A 16,311-nucleotide genomic window follows, 5' to 3' on the forward strand; every position below is an offset into this window, starting at 1 on the left:
TTACTCACCCGTTCGCCACTCTTCCCCACCGAAGTGGTTCATCGTTCGACTTGCATGTGTTAAGCACGCCGCCAGCGTTCGTCCTGAGCCAGGATCAAACTCTCCGTGAATGCTGTCCCGGAACTCCGGGGCACATCGCGCAGAGCGGCACCGGCGGGAAGGAATGATTCCCGCGGTGCGCAGCGTCCTCGCTGTGTGTTTCAAAGGAACCTCATCGACTCCTCCGGACCGGAGGAGCGACGGGGTATCAACATATCTGGCGTTGACTTTTGGCACGCTGTTGAGTTCTCAAGGAACGGACGCTTCCTTCGGCACCCCTATTCGGGGCCCCTCCGGGCGCTTCCCTTCGGTGTCTCCGACACTATCAGCCTCTCCTCCGAATTCTGAAATCCGGGTCTTGTCCGCGAACGCGCAGAACCGAACCGGTTTCTCGGAGGGAGATGAGGTCGGACGTCACTGGCGCCACTGGCGCCGGACGGAGGTACGAGAGTACAGGCAGGTGGATGCAGAGGCAAATCGCTCCGGCAGTCCCGGACAGGCCGCCACGCGCGCGCTCCCCGGAACCGGAGGTTCCCATGTCATACGCTTCTGATCAGTGCGCCGATTCAGGACAACTCAGGACACACGACGACGGTGACCGCTCGGTCTCCGCGCCTGGGAGGCTTTCCATGACCACCGTGACGTCCCCACTGGCCGGACGTGCCATCGGCCTCGCGGCCGTGCCGGATCCGGTGTTCTCCGGAGTGATGGTGGGGCCCGGGACCGCCGTCGACCCGGTCCGTGAACCGTCCGTCGCCGTGGCTCCGGTCGACGGCATCGTCGTCTCGCTGCACGCACACGCCTTCGTCGTCGTGGACGGTGAGGGGCACGGGGTGCTGACTCATCTGGGTATCGACACCGTGCAGCTGAACGGCCAGGGTTTCGAGTTGCTGGCGGCCAAGGGCGACACCGTGCGGCGCGGTGACCCGATCGTCCGCTGGAACCCGGTCGAGGTGGAGGCCGCGGGGAAGTCTCCGGTGTGCCCGGTCGTCGCTCTGGAGGCCACACCCGACGCGCTGGCCGACGTGGCCGAGGGCGTCGACGTGCCCTCCGGCGGCACGCTGTTCACCTGGCGGTGATCCATCGCCCCCTCGCCGGCCTTGAGGTCTTCGCGGTCGGCGGGCAGGAGGCGGACGCGTCCCGCCTACGAGACGGAACCGGCCGGAGATTCGGAGACGGGTGAGGGTGAGATGGAGACAACACTTCGAGGGATCGGGGTCAGCCACGGGGCGGCGATCGGCGAGGTGCGGCACATGGGCACCGCCGAGCTGGAGCCGCCGACCCGGCGAATCACCGGGGAGGCGGTACCGACCGAGTTGAGGCGAGCGCGTCAGGCGGTGGAGGCCGTGGCCGCCGACCTGGTCGCGCGGGGGAACCTCGCGGGCGGTGAGGCGCAGGCCGTGCTGGAGGCGCAGGCCATGATGGCCCGGGATCCGGAGCTGATCGCCGATGTCGAGCGGCGCATCGCCGTGGGCAGCACCGCCGAGCGTGCGGTGTACGACGCCCTCGCCGCCTACCGGGCGCTGCTCGCGGGCGCCGGCGACTACCTCGCCGGACGGGTCGCGGACCTGGACGACGTACGGAACCGCATCGTCGCCCGGCTGCTCGGGGTCCCGATGCCGGGAGTGCCGAACAGCGACAGGCCCTATGTGCTGGTGGCGCGTGATCTGGCGCCCGCGGACACCGCGCTGCTGGATCCGTCGCTCGTCCTCGGTTTCTTGACCGAGGAGGGCGGCCCCACCAGTCACAGCGCCATTCTGGCCCGGGCGCTGGGAGTGCCCGCGGTGGTGGCGCTGCGGGGCGCCGTCGAGCTGGCCGAGGGGACGGTCGTCGCGGTGGACGGCAGTACGGGCGTGGTCACCGTGGATCCGGACCCGGAGCAGCGGGAGGAGATGCTCAGGGTCGCCGAGGAGCGGAGGGCGGCGCTCGCGTCCGCCACCGGTCCGGGTGCGACCTCCGACGGGCACAAGGTGCCGCTGCTGGCGAACATCGGCGGTCCGGCGGATGTGGCGGACGCGGTGGAGGCGGGCGCCGAGGGCGTCGGCCTGTTCCGTACCGAGTTCCTCTTCCTGGACTCCGGTGGGAAGGCTCCGTCGGAGAAGAAGCAGGTGGAGGCGTACCGGCAGGTGCTGGAGGCGTTCCCGGAGGGGCGCGTCGTGGTGCGGGTGCTGGACGCGGGCGCGGACAAGCCGCTGGATTTCCTCACCCCGGCCGAGGAGCCCAATCCCGCGCTGGGCGTGCGCGGGCTGCGTACGCTGCTCGGCCATCCCGAGGTGCTGCGCACCCAGTTGCGGGCGCTCGCAAGGGCCGCCGAGGGGCTGCCGGTGTATCTGGAGGTCATGGCGCCGATGGTCGCCGACCGGGCCGACGCCAGGGCGTTCGCCGATGCCTGCCGGGACGCGGGGCTGCGGGCGAAGTTCGGCGTGATGGTGGAGGTCCCCTCGGCGGCGCTGCGGGCCCGTTCGGTGCTCCAGGAGGTGGAGTTCCTGTCGCTGGGGACCAACGACCTGGCGCAGTACACCTTCGCCGCCGACCGGCAGGCGGGAGCTCTGGCCCGCTACCAGGATCCGTGGCAGCCGGCGCTGCTGGACCTGGTGGCGATGGCCGCGGAGGCGGCCGGCGCGGAGGGCAAGAGCTGCGGCGTCTGCGGTGAGGCCGCCTCCGATCCGCTGCTCGCGTGTGTGCTGGTCGGGCTGGGCGTCACGAGTCTGTCCATGGGTGCCAAGGCCATCCCCTACGTACGCGCGGAGCTGTCCAGGCGCACCATGGCCCAGTGCGAGCGCGCGGCGTCCGCCGCGCGTGCCTCGGACGGCGGTGAGCAGGCGCGGGCGGCCGCGCAGTCGGTGCTCTCCGGGGAGTGAGGTCCGGCCGCCCCGCGGCGGGACGGCCGGGCTCCCGGGGGCGGGGGTCAGCGGTCCTCCTCCCGTCGCCCGTGCCGTCGCTCCTCCGCCGTGTGCTCCGGCAGCGGGAAGCCGGCCCGGTAGGTGAGACCGGGCTCCGGCGGGACCGGGTCCCCCGTACGGCTGTCGGTGCAGTAGGCGGAGAAGACCTCCGCCTCGGTGAGCGGGCGGAGGCGGCCGCCTTTCAGGCTCCAGCCGCGCACCTCCTCGTTCCCGTCGCGGGTGGTGCGCATCACCACTCCCCCGGGGCGTCCGGTGGCCAGTCCTGAGGCGAGCACCGTGCGGAAGGCCGATTCCTCGGCGGTGGCCGGCTCCGTTCCGCCGCGCGGTGTGCGCTCGATGCGCAGGACGGCGGCCAGGGGGCCGGTGGCCCCGGTGACGCTGCACACCAGGTGGTGGGTGCCCGGACCGGCTCCGGCGGTGAGCCGGTCCAGGATGACGGCGGCGGCGTCGAGGGCCTCCTGTCCGAGGTCCTTTCCGCAGCCGGGGCAGGTGCCGAGGCCTGTGAGGGCGTCGGTGGCGCGCTCCCCGGCCTCCTGCCGCTCCCAGCCGTCGAGCAGCAGGGGCAGCAGCCGGTCCAGGGGCTGGCCCCGGTAGCGGACGGTGGCCCCGGTGGCGGCGATCTCGGCCACGTAGCGCGCACGGCTGTCCGGGGTGTCGGGGTCGATCCGCTCCTGCGCGCAGAAGTGCGCGTAGTCGTCCGGTTCGAAGAGGCCGACGCGGGTGTGGACGCCCTGGGCGGTGAGCGAGCGCAGCAGTCCTTCCGTCTGCCGCAGGTAGCGGTGGTGGTCGTCGAAGGCGAACGTGGTGTAGCGGCGCATGGCCGCGAAGCCGGCCGGGTCGGCCACGACGGCGACCGTGCTGGGCGCCTCGCGGCGCAGGGCTCGTCGCGCCGTCTCCGGCCCGCGGCGGCCGCGCCTCCCGTGGTGTGCCATGTCGTCTCCCCCTCGATGGTGCGTTCATCTGGTGACTCACCGTAATCGAGGGGGCTGACAACGGGCCTCCGGGCGGGTCAGGAGGCGCGGCGCTCCCGGGCCAGGCGCTCGTAGAAGCGGAGGAGGCTGACGTCGTCGACCGAGCCGGGGTTGACCGCCTTGTCGAGGTCGGCGCCCTGGAGGAGGCGCTTGACCGGGACCTCCAGCCGCTTGCCGGTGAGGGTGTGGGGGACGCCCTTCACCTCGATGATCTCGTCGGGGACGTGCCGGGGCGAGAGCTGTTCGCGGATGGCGCGCCTGATGCGGTCGCGCAGGGCGTCGTCGAGGACGGCGCCCTCGGCGAGGTGGACGAACAGGGGCATCCAGTAGCCGCCGTCGGGCTGTTCCGCGCCGATGACGAGGGACTCGCGGATCTCCGGGAGGCGTTCGACGACTTCGTATATGTCGGCCGAGCCCATGCGGACGCCCTGCCGGTTGAGGGTGGAGTCGGAGCGGCCGTGGATGACGACGGTGCCGCGCGAGGTGAGGGTGGTCCAGTCGCCGTGCCGCCACACGCCGGGGAACATCTCGAAGTAGCTGTCGCGGTAGCGGGAGCCGTCCGCGTCGTTCCAGAAGCGGATCGGCATGGACGGCATGGGGCGCGTGACGACCAGTTCGCCGACCTCGTCGACCAGCGGCTTGCCGTGCGGGTCCCAGGACTGCAGGTCGGTGCCCAGGCAGGGGGCCTGGAGTTCGCCGATGTGGACGGGGAGGGTGGGGACGGCGCCGGCGAAGCAGCTGCACACGTCGGTGCCGCCGCTGACGGAGGCGATCCACATGTCCTCGGCGACCTCGTCGTGGATCCAGCGGAATCCGTCGGGCGGGAGGGGGGAGCCGGTGGTGGCGACGCACCTGACGCGGGAGAGGTCGAGGTCGCGGCCGGGGTGGACGTCGGCCTTGCGGCACGCCATGACGTATGCGGCGGAGGTGCCGTAGAAGGTGGCGCCGGTGCGCTCGGCCACGCGCCACTGGGCGTCGGTGCCGGGGTGGCCGGGGCTGCCGTCGTAGAGGACCACGGTGGTGCCGGTGAGAAGGCCGGAGACGAGGAAGTTCCACATCATCCAGCCGGTGGAGGTGTACCAGAAGAAGCGGTCGCCGGGACCGAGGTCGCAGTGGAGGCCGAGCTGCTTGAGGTGCTCGACCAGGATGCCGCCCTGGGACTGGACGATGGCTTTGGGCAGTCCGGTGGTGCCGGAGGAGTACAGCACCCACAGCGGGTGGTCGAAGGGGAGGTGCTCGAAGACCGGTTCGGCCGACGTGCCGTCGGCGGCGGTCAGGGCGTCCCACTCCAGGGTGCCTTCGGGGGCCGGGGTGCCGAGCAGGGGGATGTGGACGACGGCGCGCAGGGAGGGCAGTTCGCGGCGCAGTTCGGCGACGGTGTCGGTGCGGTCGTGCCGCTTGCCGCCGTAGCGGTAGCCGTCGACGGTGAACAGGACGACCGGTTCGACCTGCTGGAAGCGGTCCAGGACGCTGCGGGCGCCGAAGTCGGGGGCGCAGGAGGTCCACACTCCGCCGACGGCGGCGGTGGCCAGCAGGGCGACGGCGGCCTGGGGGATGTTGGGCAGGTAGCCGCTGACGCGGTCGCCGGGGCGCACCCCGAGGCGGCGCAGTTCGGCGGCCAGCGAGCCGACCTGGCGGCGCAGCTCCGCCCAGGTGACGGAGGTCGGCTCGTGGCTCTCGTCGACGTACAGCAGGGCGGGGGTGTCGGCGCGGGCGGGGTCCTCGCCGGCGCGCAGGGCGTGTTCGGCGTAGTTGAGGGTGGCGCCGGGGAACCAGCGGGCGCCGGGCATGGCGGGGTCGGCGAGGACGGCCTCGTACGGGGTGGCGAAGCGTACGTCGAACCACTCGGTGACCGCCCGCCAGAAGGCCTCGAGCTCCTCGGCGGACCAGCGGTGCAGCGCGGCGTAGCTCGCGGCCGGGTCGCCGGGTACGGCGGCCGGGGCTCCGAAGCGTTCGGCCGCCCATGCCTGGAAGCGGGTGATCCGGGCGCCCTCGATCCGGTCGGGGCCGGGGCTCCACAGGGGCTCCGGCTGCTCTGCGGTCGTCGGTGCGGCGCTGTGCGCGGCGGTCATGGCGGCTCCCGTGTTTCCCACGCTTCGTGTGCGTTCGCCTCCCCGCACCGCTCGGCCCCTGGGATGGTGGCCGGGGGTGTGCGGGTGCGCGGCGGCTGTAGAGGACTGTGCCAGGACTGTGCCATGTGATCGGTTTCCGCACCAGGGCTGGTCCCCCATACCGGGAGGCCGGACGGTGTGGTGCAACCACGGGGGGACGTTCGGTGAACGGCGGTTGAACGGGACGTCGGCCGCTCGTCGGTGATGGCACTCTGATCAGCATGGATGCACGTGGCCTGGTGCGGTCGGTGAGGTTGGTCGGTGCGGCGCAGGGGTTGCGTGCGGCCCGGTCCGCGTGGCGGGGCCGGCGCATGGACGCCCGGACGCTGCCGCGCGGCGGCCGGGAGCGGGCGCGGGTGCCGGGTCCGGCGCGGGGGGCCGAGCCGCGGCCGGGCGGCGGCGTGGTGCACTTCGAGCGGTCGTCGCTGCGGGTGCGGGTGACGGCGGGCGGAATGGTGTTCTGCGGCTGGGACGGCGCGGGGCCCGAGCCGTCGTACGCGCTGGCGGGCGCGTATCCGCAGGCGGACCCGCGGGCGGTGCTGGAGCCGGACAAGGACGGCGGCTGGCGGGTGGTCTCCGAGCGGGTGCTGGTGACGGTGACCCGGCTGGGTGCTGTGGAGGTGCGCACCCCGGGCGGTGTGGTGCTGCGGCGTGACCTGCCGCCGCGCTGGTGGGAGCCGGCGGACGGTGCGGAGGGGGGTGCGGGGAGCCGCTGGACGCAGCGCTCGGAGGTGCCGGCGGACGCGCGGTTCTTCGGCCTGGGCGGGCGGGCGCCCGGACCGAGGCTGCGCGGCGGCCCGTACCGGCTGTGGAACGCGGGCCCGGCTCCGTTCCGGACCGGGCGCGGCACGCGGTCGCTGACGATGCCGGTGCTGTGGGTGGTGGCGGACGCGGGCGGTCATCTGCTCTTCCACGACAACTCCTGGGACGGCGTGGTGACGCTGCGCGAGGGCGTGGAGGGGGCGGGTTCCGGGCATGACCGGCCGGGCCGGTGCGAGGTGCGGATGTCGGGCGGGCCGCTGCGCTACTGGGTGCTGACGGGTGCGCCCTCGCGGGTGCTGCACGGCTGGCGGGCGCTGACGGGTGCGCCCGTGCTGCCGCCGCGGTGGGCGCTGGGCCACCAGGCGGGCCTGTGGGGGGCGGGGGGCGAGCACGAGGTGCGGCGGGTGGTGGCGGGGTACGCCGAGCGGGGGCTGCCGTTGAGCGCCGTGCACCTGGGGGCGGGCCACCACCGGGGGCGGCGGGGGTTCACGGTGGATTCCGGGCGGTTCCCGGATCTGCCGGCTCTGGCGGCCTCGCTGCGCGGGGCGGAGGGGGGCGGGGTGCGGCTGGTGTCGTGCGTCGATCCCGCGGTGCGGGCGGAGCCGGGCGACGCGGTGTACGACGGCGGGCGGGACGAGGACGCCTTCGTCCGGGATCCGCTGGGCGGGCCGGTGCGCGGGCTGGGCCTGGCGGGTGAGTCGGTGTACCCGGACTTCACCGATCCACGGGTGCGCAAGTGGTGGGGAGGGCTGTACTCCGAGCGGCTGGCGCGGGGGTTCGCCGGGTTCTGCCACGAGATGAACGATCCGGTCTCCCTCGCCGTCGTCGGCGATCCGACGCTGCCGCGTTCGGCCGGGCACTGCCTGGAGTCGCGCGGCGGCGACCACCGGGAGGCGCACAACGTCTACGCCCTGGCCATGGCCCGCGCGGGTTTCGAGGGGCTGCGGGGCCTGCGGCCCCATGAGTGGCCGTTCCTGCTGTCGCGCTCGGGCTGGGCGGGGCTGCAGCGCTACGGCGGCACCTGGACGGACCAGGCGTCGGCCGGCTGGGAGGGGCTGCGGGACGCGCTCGCCCAGGTGATCGGTCTGGGGCTGTGCGGGGTGCCGTACTGCGGTGCGGACGTGGGGGGTCCTGCGGGGGCGCCCCGGCCGTCGCCGGAGCTGTATCTGCGCTGGTTCCAGTTGGCCGCGTACCTGCCGCTGTTCCGCACCTTCGCCGTGCCGGGCTCCGGGCGGCTGGAGCCGTGGGAGTTCGGTCCGGAGGTACTGGGGCACGCGCGGGCGGCGCTGCGCGAGCGGGAGCGGCTGCTGCCGTACTTCGCGACGCTGGCCCGGCTGGCGCACCGCTCGGGGGCTCCGTACGTGCGTCCGCTGTGGTGGGCCGCGCCGAAGGACCGGGCGCTGCGGGAGTGCGAGGACGCGTTCCTGCTGGGGGACGCGCTGCTGGTGGCGCCGGTGCTGGAGCCGGGGGTGGTGCGCCGTACCGTGCGGCTGCCGCGCGGGCGGTGGTACGACACGGCCACGGGACGGGTGCACAGGGGCCCGGGTCAGGTGGTCGTCGAGGCTCCGCCGGCACGGATACCGGTGCTGGCCCGGGCGGGGTCGGTGGTGCCGGTGGCCGGGCCGGGGGGCGGGATCGAGCTGGAGGTGTGGGCTCCGCCGCCCGGGCGCACGGGCGGCGGGGTGGTCGCCGCGGACCCGGGGGACGGCTTCGGGCGGGTGGAGCTGGAGCGGTTCTCGGTGCGGATGCTGGGCCGGGAGGTGGTGGTGGCGCGGGAGGGGGCCTCGGAAGTGGGGTACCCGGTGCGGGTGCGCGGCGCGGGGGCGTGAGCGCACGGAGGGCGCAGGGACCGCGCGGGGCGCGCGGGCGCTCTTCCGAGACGCACCGGGCACCTGGTAGACGGAGGGGTCATGCCGATCAGGGAACCGATCACATCGCCGTCCGCGCGGCCGGCCGGGAAGTCCTCCGCCCGAAGGACCGGGGCGCGATCCCCGGTGGCCGCGGTCCTCCTCGTGCTCGCCGTGCTCCTGGCCCCCGCCGTCCTCGTCGCCGCGGCGCCGGCCGCGCGGGCCGAGCCGGAGCCGAAGGCGCCGCCGGAGTTCGTGGCGCTCTCCGAGGTGGATCCGACGATCCTCCAGGAGATCCGCTACACCACCGCGCACAACTTCGTCGGCGATCCCATCGACGGGTACCGCAAGCCGATGTGCCTGCTGACCCGCGACGCCGCCGAGGCGCTGCGCCGGGCGCAGTGGAAGCTGCTGTGGCGGGGGTACTCGCTGAAGGTCTACGACTGCTACCGCCCCCAGCGGGCGGTGGACCACTTCGTGGAGTGGGCGCAGGACCTCGGCGACCAGCGGATGAAGGAGGAGTTCTACCCCCGGGTGGACAAGACGCGGCTGTTCTCGGACGGGTACATCGCCGAGCGCTCCGGGCACAGCCGGGGCAGCACCGTCGATCTGACCCTGGTGCGGCTGCCCGCCTGGCCGACCCGGCCGTACGTGCCGGGTGAGCCGCTGACGCCGTGCTTCGCGCCGCGGGAGGAGCGCTTCCCGGACAACTCGGTGGACATGGGGACGGGCTACGACTGCTTCGACACCCTGTCGCACACCCTGGACCCGCGGATCACCGGTGAGCAGCGGGCCAACCGGCTGCTGCTGAAGGAGGCGCTGGAGGAGGTGGGCTTCGTGAACTACGAGGCCGAGTGGTGGCACTACAGCTTCCGGCGGGAGCCGTTCCCCGACACCTATTTCGACTTCCCCGTGCACCCCAGGTCGCTCACCGGCCGCTGAGCCCCTCCCCGCCGGTGTGCACCGCCCGGCGCCGGTGCGCCCGGGTGCGGAGCGGCGGTACGGCACCACCCCCGTGGGTCCCGTACCGCCGTCATCCGGTGGTGGGGACGCGGCCCGCTCTGCGGCGGTTCTGGGGCCGCCGCGCTGTCACCCGTTCGCGACATTTCCCGGACCTTCCGTCCACGTCCGGGGCGGGGCCCGCGGCACGGAAATGCTCGTGAACTCTGCGCGAACAACGCCTCCGGGCGCCTGGGCCGGCAGCATCCTGGTGTCGTGCGTGCCTGGACGAGCCAACTCCGATTCGCCTATCAGCCGGTCGTGGACCTGGGGACCGGTTCCGTGACGGCCCTGGAGGTCCTGGCCCGCTCCGAGGGGGGTGACGTCGTGGCCGAGGCGTGCCGCGACCCGGAGCTGGACGCCGAGCTGGCCGCGCTGGCCCTGCGGTCCGCCGCGCGCCGGGAGGGGTTACTGCCCCTCCACGTCAACGTCTTCGCCGCCACCCTCGCCGGTCTCGGCGACCTCGCCGCGCTGCGCCGGGCCGTGCGGGACGCCGGCCGCCGGCCGTGGGAGGTGACGCTCGACATCGTCCCGCAGCCGGGGCCGGCGCCCCGTGGGGCGCTGGTGTCGGCGGTCGGCGCGCTGCGTGAGGACGGCTTCCGGATCTGCGTGGACGGGGTCGGCGCCGGGGATCCGCCGCTGCTGCTGCTCGCCGACCTCTCCCCCGACCTGCTCAAGGTGGACGCCGAGGTCGTGGCCGGGCTGCCGCACCGGCCCGCCTACCGTGCGGCGGTCGCCGGGCTGCGGCGGTTCTGCGACGGAGTCGGCGCCCTGCTGGCCGTCGAGGGGGTGGAGACCGAGTTGCAGTACGCGTCCGCGCGTGCGGTCGGCGCGCATCTGGCGCAGGGACATCTGTTCGCTCCGCCCGCGCGCCGTCCCGCCGTCGAGGTCCGCGTGCCGGTGTGCCCGCCCGCCGCTCCGCCGGCCGGGAGCGGCTCGCAGGGGCCGCCGGTCGCCGAGTTCCTGCACCCCGCGGCCCTGCTGCCGCTGTCGGCCTCCGCCTCCCAGGTGCGGGCGCTGCTCACCGGCTCGCCGGAGGTGACCGGGGTGCTGCTGGTGGACCCCGACGGGGTGCCGGTGCGCGCGGTGGACCGGGACCGCTTCCTGCTGGCCATGTCGGGCCGGTACGGCCACGCCCTGTACGCCGACCGGCCCGCGGTCCGGCTGGCGGACCGGCCGCGCACGGTCCGGGTGGGCGCCACCGCCTGGGAGGTGCTCGACGTGGTGGCCGCCGGGGACAGCAGCCGTACGGCCGACGACGTGGCTGTCGTGGACGAGGCGGGGCGCTGCGTGGGGGTGGTGCGGCTGGCCGAGGTGATCAGGGCGCTGGCCGACAGCCGTATGGACGACGCCCCGGGACTGGACCGGCTCGCCCGGACGCCCCGTCCGGGCGCGGGCTGAGCCGTGTACGGGCGGGACACCGGGCCGTCGGACCGTCCGGCCGGGCAGGCCGATGGCCCCGGCGGCCGCCGGTGAGGCGTGCCGCGGGGCGCGGGATGGAGCGGGCCTCCTCGCCCTGCGGGTTGCCTTGACGGTCCTCCTCACCGGAGGAACACTTCCGATTATCAGACGGTATCGCCGCACGTCGGTCTCCATGGCCGGATGCTCCCCGGGGCGGTTCCGCTGGACACGCACGCTCGTCGCGGACGCCGGGCGGGGCGCGGCCGTGCCGTGCCGTGCCGCCGGGCCCGCCGGCACGGCACAACGCACCCCGCAGGGACGCCCGGGGCCGATGCCCGGGGTGAGGGCACGGAGGAGCGGCAATGAACCTTCCCAGCAGCGACATCTTCATCGGCGAGATCATCGGAACGGCGATCCTGATCCTCTTCGGAGCGGGGGTCAACGCCGCCATCACGCTCAACCGTTCCAAGGCGCAGAACGCGGGCTGGATCGTCATCGCCTTCGGATGGGGCTTCGGGGTGCTCGCGGGCGCCTACACCGCGGCGCCGCTGTCCGGGGGGCACATCAACCCCGCCGTGACCGTCGGCATCGCCACCCAGACGGGTGAGAACTGGGACAAGGTCCCGGTCTACATCGCGGGGCAGATCGTCGGTGCGATGCTCGGCGCCGTACTGGCCTGGCTGGTCTACTACTCCCAGTTCGCGCTGAACCGCGACAAGGACATCTCGATGCCGACCCTCGGCATCTTCTCGACGATCCCGGAGATCCGCAGCCCGGTGGCCAACCTGGTCACCGAGATCATCGCGACCGTCGCCCTGGTGCTGCCGGTCCTGGCCTTCGGCCTGACCAGGGGCCTGGGCGAGTCCGGCACCGCGCTCCTCATCGTCGCGCTGCTGGTCGTCGGGATCGGCCTGTCCCTGGGCGGCCCCACCGGTTACGCCATCAACCCGGCCCGCGACCTGGGCCCCCGCATCGTCCACACGCTGCTGCCCATCCCCAACAAGGGCACCTCCGACTGGGGGTACTCCTGGGTTCCGGTGGTGGGGCCGATCATCGGCGGCGTCCTCGGGGCACTCATCTACAACCTCGCTTTCTGACCCGGGCCGCGGGGAACGGGAGCCAAGGACGGAGAAGGACCGGGAAGAGCGGGAAGGACCGAGGACAACCAGCAGAAGGGGACCGGAGGAACCGCCATGACGGACACCGCAGCCACCTACGTCGCCGCGATCGACCAGGGCACCACGTCGAGCCGCTGCATCATCTTCGACCACGACGGCGCGATCGTCGCCGTCGACCAGCGCGAGCACCGGCAGATCTTCCCCAAACCCGGCTGGGTGGAGCACGACGCCACCGAGATCTGGTCCAAGGTCCAGGCCGTGGTCGCGGGAGCGCTCGCCAAGGCGGGACTGCGCGGCCGCGACCTGAGCGCGCTGGGCATCACCAACCAGCGCGAGACGACCGTGCTGTGGGACCGCGCCACCGGCAAACCGGTCCACAACGCCATCGTCTGGCAGGACACCCGCACCTCCGCGCTCTGCCGGGAGCTGGGCGGCGACGTGGGGCAGGACCGCTTCCGCGACCGGACCGGGCTCCCGCTGGCCAGCTACTTCTCCGGACCGAAGGCCGCCTGGCTGCTGGAGCACGTGCCCGGGCTGCGCGAGCGCGCCGCCGCGGGCGAGATCGCCTTCGGCACCATGGACTCCTGGCTGATCTGGAACCTCACCGGAGGCACGGAGGGCGGCGTGCACGTCACGGACGTCACCAACGCCAGCCGGACGATGCTGATGAACCTGGAGACCCTCCAGTGGGATTCCTCGATCCTGGACGCCATGGGCATCCCCGAGGCGATGCTGCCCGAGATCCGCTCCTCGGCCGAGGTCTACGGCACCACCTCGGTGGGGACGAGCACCGGGGTGCCGGTCGCCTCCGCGCTCGGCGACCAGCAGGCCGCCGTCTTCGGCCAGACCTGCTACGACGTCGGCGACGCCAAGAACACCTACGGCACCGGCTCGTTCCTGCTGCTGAACACCGGCCACCGCCCGGTGACCTCCAAGAGCGGTCTGGTGACCACGGTGGGCTACCGGCTCGGCGGCGAGCGGCCCGTCTACTGCCTGGAGGGCTCGATCGCCATCACCGGCGCCCTGGTGCAGTGGTTCCGCGACCAGCTCGGGATCATCAGGGAGGCCGCCGAGATCGAGCCCCTGGCCGCGAGCGTGGAGGACAACGGCGGCGCGTACATCGTCCCGGCCTTCTCCGGTCTGTTCGCCCCGTACTGGCGCTCGGACGCGCGCGGCGTCATCACCGGCCTGACCCGCTACGTCACCAAGGCGCACCTGGCGCGGGCCGTGCTGGAGGCGACGAGCTGGCAGACGCGCGAGGTCGTCGACGCGATGTACCAGGACTCCGGGGTGGAGATCACCAGCCTCAAGGTGGACGGCGGCATGACCGCCAACGGACTGCTGATGCAGCACCAGGCGGATGTGCTCGGGGTGCCGGTGATCCGGCCGGTGATCTCCGAGACCACCTGCCTGGGCGCGGCGTACGCGGCCGGTCTGGCCACCGGGGTCTGGTCGGACCTGGAGGAACTCAGGGCGCACTGGAAGAAGGACGCCGAGTGGACCCCGCGGATGGACGCGGAGCTGCGTGAACGGGAACACCGCAACTGGCGCAAGGCCGTCGAGCGCAGCTTCGGCTGGGAGGAGGACGGCGACTGAGCGGCCCTCCCCGGTGGGGGCCGGCCCCGGAGCCGGCCCCCACCGGGGTCCGGGCGCACGGAGCGTGCGGGGTTTGCGGGGTCAGGGGGCGCTCTCGCCGCGCCGGGGGGCACCGGCGGCCATGGCGTGCTCGACGACCGAGGCCAGCACCTCGCGCACGGAGCCGCGGTCGCGCACGTCGCACCGCAGGACCGGCACCGCCGCGTCCAGTCCCAGCGCGGTGCGCACCGCCTCCTCCGACGGCCGGCGGGCGCCGTCGGAGCGGTTGACGGCCACGGCGTACGGAACGGCGTGCCGCTGGAGGCGGTCGAGCGCGCCGAGGCAGTCGCGCGGGCGGTGGGTGTCGGCGAGGAGCACCGCGCCGAGCGCCCCCTGGGCCAGTTCGTCCCACAGGGGCCGGAAGCACTCCTGTCCCGGGGCGGCCAGGAGGCAGAGGGTCAGCCGCTCGCTCAGGGTGATACGGCCGAAGTCCATGGCGACGGTGGCGGCCTTCCACGCGCCGGGTCCCCCCGCTTCCGCCGCTCCCCGCACTTGCCCGTTCCCGCCGGACGGGGGAAGGACCCCCTCCAGGAACTCCTCGGTGCGCAGCGGCCCGACCTCGCTGGCGGAGCCGACCAGGGTGGTCTTGCCCGCTCCGGGGCCGCCCGCCACCAGCACCTTCAGCGCCACCGGCGCGGCGGTGGCGGCGCTTCCCCGGTGCTTCCGGCAGGCGCCGGAGTCCGCGAAGACCATCGGTTCTTCCTCCGCATCTCGCAGTGCGGCCCGCATCCCCGCGGTGCCGCCCGTCGGAGCAAGAGATCGTTCCGTACCGGCGCGGTGACGACAAGTCCCCGGAGCGGCCGGGGCGGAATCCGGCCAAGTACCGCCGGGTGCCGCCGAGTACGGGTCTGCGCCACCTCGGCGGGTCGTTTACGGCCGGTATCGTCAGGGAACTGGGCGGTATGCCTGTTTCTCGGAACGTCCGTACAGCCTTCTCGACCGCCCGTTCCGCCGCCCGTTCCGCGCTTCCGGATCCCGAAGGTCCGGGGCGGGTACTGACCGCGGTGGAGAGGCTGGAGAGCACCCCGCGTCTCGATGCCGCGCTCGGACCGCTGCGGCGCGCCGTGCGCGCGCTTCCACTGGGCGGCGCACGCGACGCCCTGCACGGCCGCTGGCTGGGCCACGCGGTGCACCCGCTGATGGTGCAGGTCCCCATCGGGACCTGGATGTCCGCCGCCGTGCTCGACCTGCTGCCCGGGCAGCGCCGCGGCGCCGACACCCTGGTGGGACTGGGTCTGGCGGCCGCCGCCCCGGCCGCCCTGGCGGGCTGGGTGGACTGGGCCGAGCTGCGCAAGCCGCAGATGCGGGTCGGCCTGGTGCACGCCGCGGCGAACGTCGCGGCCGTGGGCCTGTACTCGGCCTCGCTGACCGCCCGGCTGCGCGGCCGGCGGGCCCGGGGCCGTCTGCTGGGGTTCGCGGGACTGACGGCGGTGAGCGTGGGAGGGGCCCTGGGCGGCCACCTGGCCTACCGGCAGGCCGCCGCCGTCAACCACGCCGAGCATGTGCCGGCCGTGGTCGAACCCGGCTGGCACCCCATCGGCGACGTGGCGGACCTGCCGGTAGGCGAGCCGGTGCGGCGGTACGTGGGCGAGACACCGGTGGTCGTCGTCCGCGAGACCGGCGGACAGGTGCACGCCCTGGCCGACCGGTGCAGCCACATGGCCGGACCGCTGTCCCAGGGCACGGTCGCCGACGGATGCGTACGGTGTCCCTGGCACGGCAGCGTCTTCCGCCTGGCGGACGGCTGGAACGTACGCGGTCCCGCGACATCCCCCCAGCCGGTCTTCGAGACCCGGCTGGTGGACGGCCGGGTGGAGGCGCGCCTGGTCGCGGATCCGGTCGAGGCGCACCGCTCCGTGGCCGGATCGGCCGGATCGACCGGGTCGGGCGAGCCGGCCTGAGCGGGCCGCCCGCGGCCCTCCGGGGAGGCACGAAGACGCCCGGAGGACGCCCGGGGGCGCCACCGGGCGTCCTCCCGAGGCGTCCGGGCGCCCGGAAGGGGCTCAGAGCGAACGCAGGCCGTTGATCACATCGCGCAGGATGCGCTCGTCCGGCAGCTCGGCCGGGGGCACGGGGCGGGTGACGCGGACCAGCTCGGCCTCGACGAGGTCTCCGACCAGGACGCGTACGACGCCCACCGGCAGGTCCAGTACGGCCGCCAGTTCGGCGACCGGCTGAGGGGCCCGGCGGCACCGGGCGACGATGTCGAGGTGCTCCGGGCCGAGGACGCCGGTGTCGCCGTTGGCACCGGCCGCGCCGGTGAGGGTCGGGAGCCGGGCCCCGGGGGCACCGCCCGGCCCGGCCTCCGGAAGTGCGCCGGGGAGTGCGTCGGGAAGCCCGTCCACCGCCTCGGCGACCACCAGCGCGACCGGGTCGATGCGGCCTCCGGTCGCGCTGCGGGTGCGGCCGCGCGTCATGGCGTACGGCCGCACCACCGGTCCGGCGGCGTCGTCGAACCAACGGTCCGTCATGGCGGGCTCACCCCGCACCGGTCGCGCCGTGCCGGGGCGGGCCGCCCGGACGTT

The 16,311-nt window shown here is 74.1% G+C and carries 11 protein-coding genes, 1 rRNA gene and 1 pseudogene; 8 read left to right on the forward strand and 5 right to left on the reverse strand.

Annotated features, from left to right (window positions below; translation table 11 throughout):
- Positions 1-110 (reverse strand): 16S ribosomal RNA (locus tag BMY40_RS13830); the annotation flags it as partial.
- Positions 111-668: 558 nt separating this feature from the next.
- Here BMY40_RS13830 and BMY40_RS13840 point away from each other — a divergent pair.
- Both BMY40_RS13840 and ptsP read left to right on the forward strand, forming a co-directional pair.
- Positions 669-1,118 (forward strand): PTS sugar transporter subunit IIA, encoded by a 450-nt coding sequence (locus tag BMY40_RS13840; protein ID WP_093659244.1) that lies wholly within the window; start codon positions 669-671, stop codon positions 1,116-1,118.
- A 111-nt stretch (positions 1,119-1,229) separates the two neighbouring features.
- Positions 1,230-2,900 carry a phosphoenolpyruvate--protein phosphotransferase gene (ptsP, locus tag BMY40_RS13845; protein ID WP_093659246.1) on the forward strand — a complete coding sequence of 557 codons (1,671 nt, stop codon included), beginning with the start codon at positions 1,230-1,232 and terminating at the stop codon, positions 2,898-2,900.
- 47 nt (positions 2,901-2,947) lie between these two features.
- Here the strand turns inward: ptsP and BMY40_RS13850 are convergent, their stop codons facing one another.
- Complete coding sequence (locus tag BMY40_RS13850; RefSeq protein ID WP_093659248.1) at positions 2,948-3,874, reverse strand: hypothetical protein; 927 nt, start codon at positions 3,872-3,874, stop codon at positions 2,948-2,950.
- Between the two features lie 77 nt (positions 3,875-3,951).
- On the reverse strand, positions 3,952-5,985 hold the full coding sequence (locus BMY40_RS13855; protein WP_093659250.1) for an acetoacetate--CoA ligase: 2,034 nt from the start codon (positions 5,983-5,985) through the stop codon (positions 3,952-3,954).
- A gap of 260 nt (positions 5,986-6,245) precedes the next feature.
- Between BMY40_RS13855 and BMY40_RS13860 the strand changes: the two genes are divergently transcribed.
- The 5 genes and pseudogenes from BMY40_RS13860 (at position 6,246) to glpK (ending at position 13,747) form a co-directional block, all read left to right on the forward strand.
- A complete protein-coding gene (locus tag BMY40_RS13860; RefSeq protein WP_093659252.1) occupies positions 6,246-8,615 on the forward strand; it encodes a glycoside hydrolase family 31 protein in 2,370 nt (789 codons plus the stop codon).
- 165 nt (positions 8,616-8,780) lie between these two features.
- A complete protein-coding gene (locus BMY40_RS13865; protein WP_245770076.1) occupies positions 8,781-9,575 on the forward strand; it encodes a M15 family metallopeptidase in 795 nt (264 codons plus the stop codon).
- A gap of 273 nt (positions 9,576-9,848) precedes the next feature.
- Positions 9,849-11,015: pseudogene (locus BMY40_RS28960) on the forward strand (EAL domain-containing protein); the annotation flags it as partial.
- Between the two features lie 380 nt (positions 11,016-11,395).
- Positions 11,396-12,130 (forward strand): MIP/aquaporin family protein, encoded by a 735-nt coding sequence (locus BMY40_RS13875; RefSeq protein WP_093659258.1) that lies wholly within the window; start codon positions 11,396-11,398, stop codon positions 12,128-12,130.
- Positions 12,131-12,226: 96 nt separating this feature from the next.
- Positions 12,227-13,747: a glycerol kinase GlpK gene (glpK, locus tag BMY40_RS13880; protein WP_093659260.1), complete on the forward strand. Its 1,521-nt coding sequence runs from the start codon at positions 12,227-12,229 to the stop codon at positions 13,745-13,747.
- A gap of 81 nt (positions 13,748-13,828) precedes the next feature.
- On the opposite strand, the gene BMY40_RS13885 is transcribed toward glpK, so the two are convergent.
- Positions 13,829-14,479 carry a GTP-binding protein gene (locus tag BMY40_RS13885; protein WP_093659262.1) on the reverse strand — a complete coding sequence of 217 codons (651 nt, stop codon included), beginning with the start codon at positions 14,477-14,479 and terminating at the stop codon, positions 13,829-13,831.
- Positions 14,480-14,790: 311 nt separating this feature from the next.
- On the opposite strand from BMY40_RS13885, the gene BMY40_RS13890 reads away from it, so the two are divergent.
- Positions 14,791-15,687 (forward strand): Rieske (2Fe-2S) protein, encoded by an 897-nt coding sequence (locus BMY40_RS13890; RefSeq protein WP_245770077.1) that lies wholly within the window; start codon positions 14,791-14,793, stop codon positions 15,685-15,687.
- A gap of 102 nt (positions 15,688-15,789) precedes the next feature.
- Here the strand turns inward: BMY40_RS13890 and BMY40_RS13895 are convergent, their stop codons facing one another.
- On the reverse strand, positions 15,790-16,257 hold the full coding sequence (locus tag BMY40_RS13895; protein ID WP_093659266.1) for a DUF742 domain-containing protein: 468 nt from the start codon (positions 16,255-16,257) through the stop codon (positions 15,790-15,792).
- Positions 16,258-16,311 lie beyond the last annotated feature (54 nt).

This window comes from Streptomyces radiopugnans, assembly GCF_900110735.1.
Classification (GTDB): domain Bacteria; phylum Actinomycetota; class Actinomycetes; order Streptomycetales; family Streptomycetaceae; genus Streptomyces; species Streptomyces radiopugnans.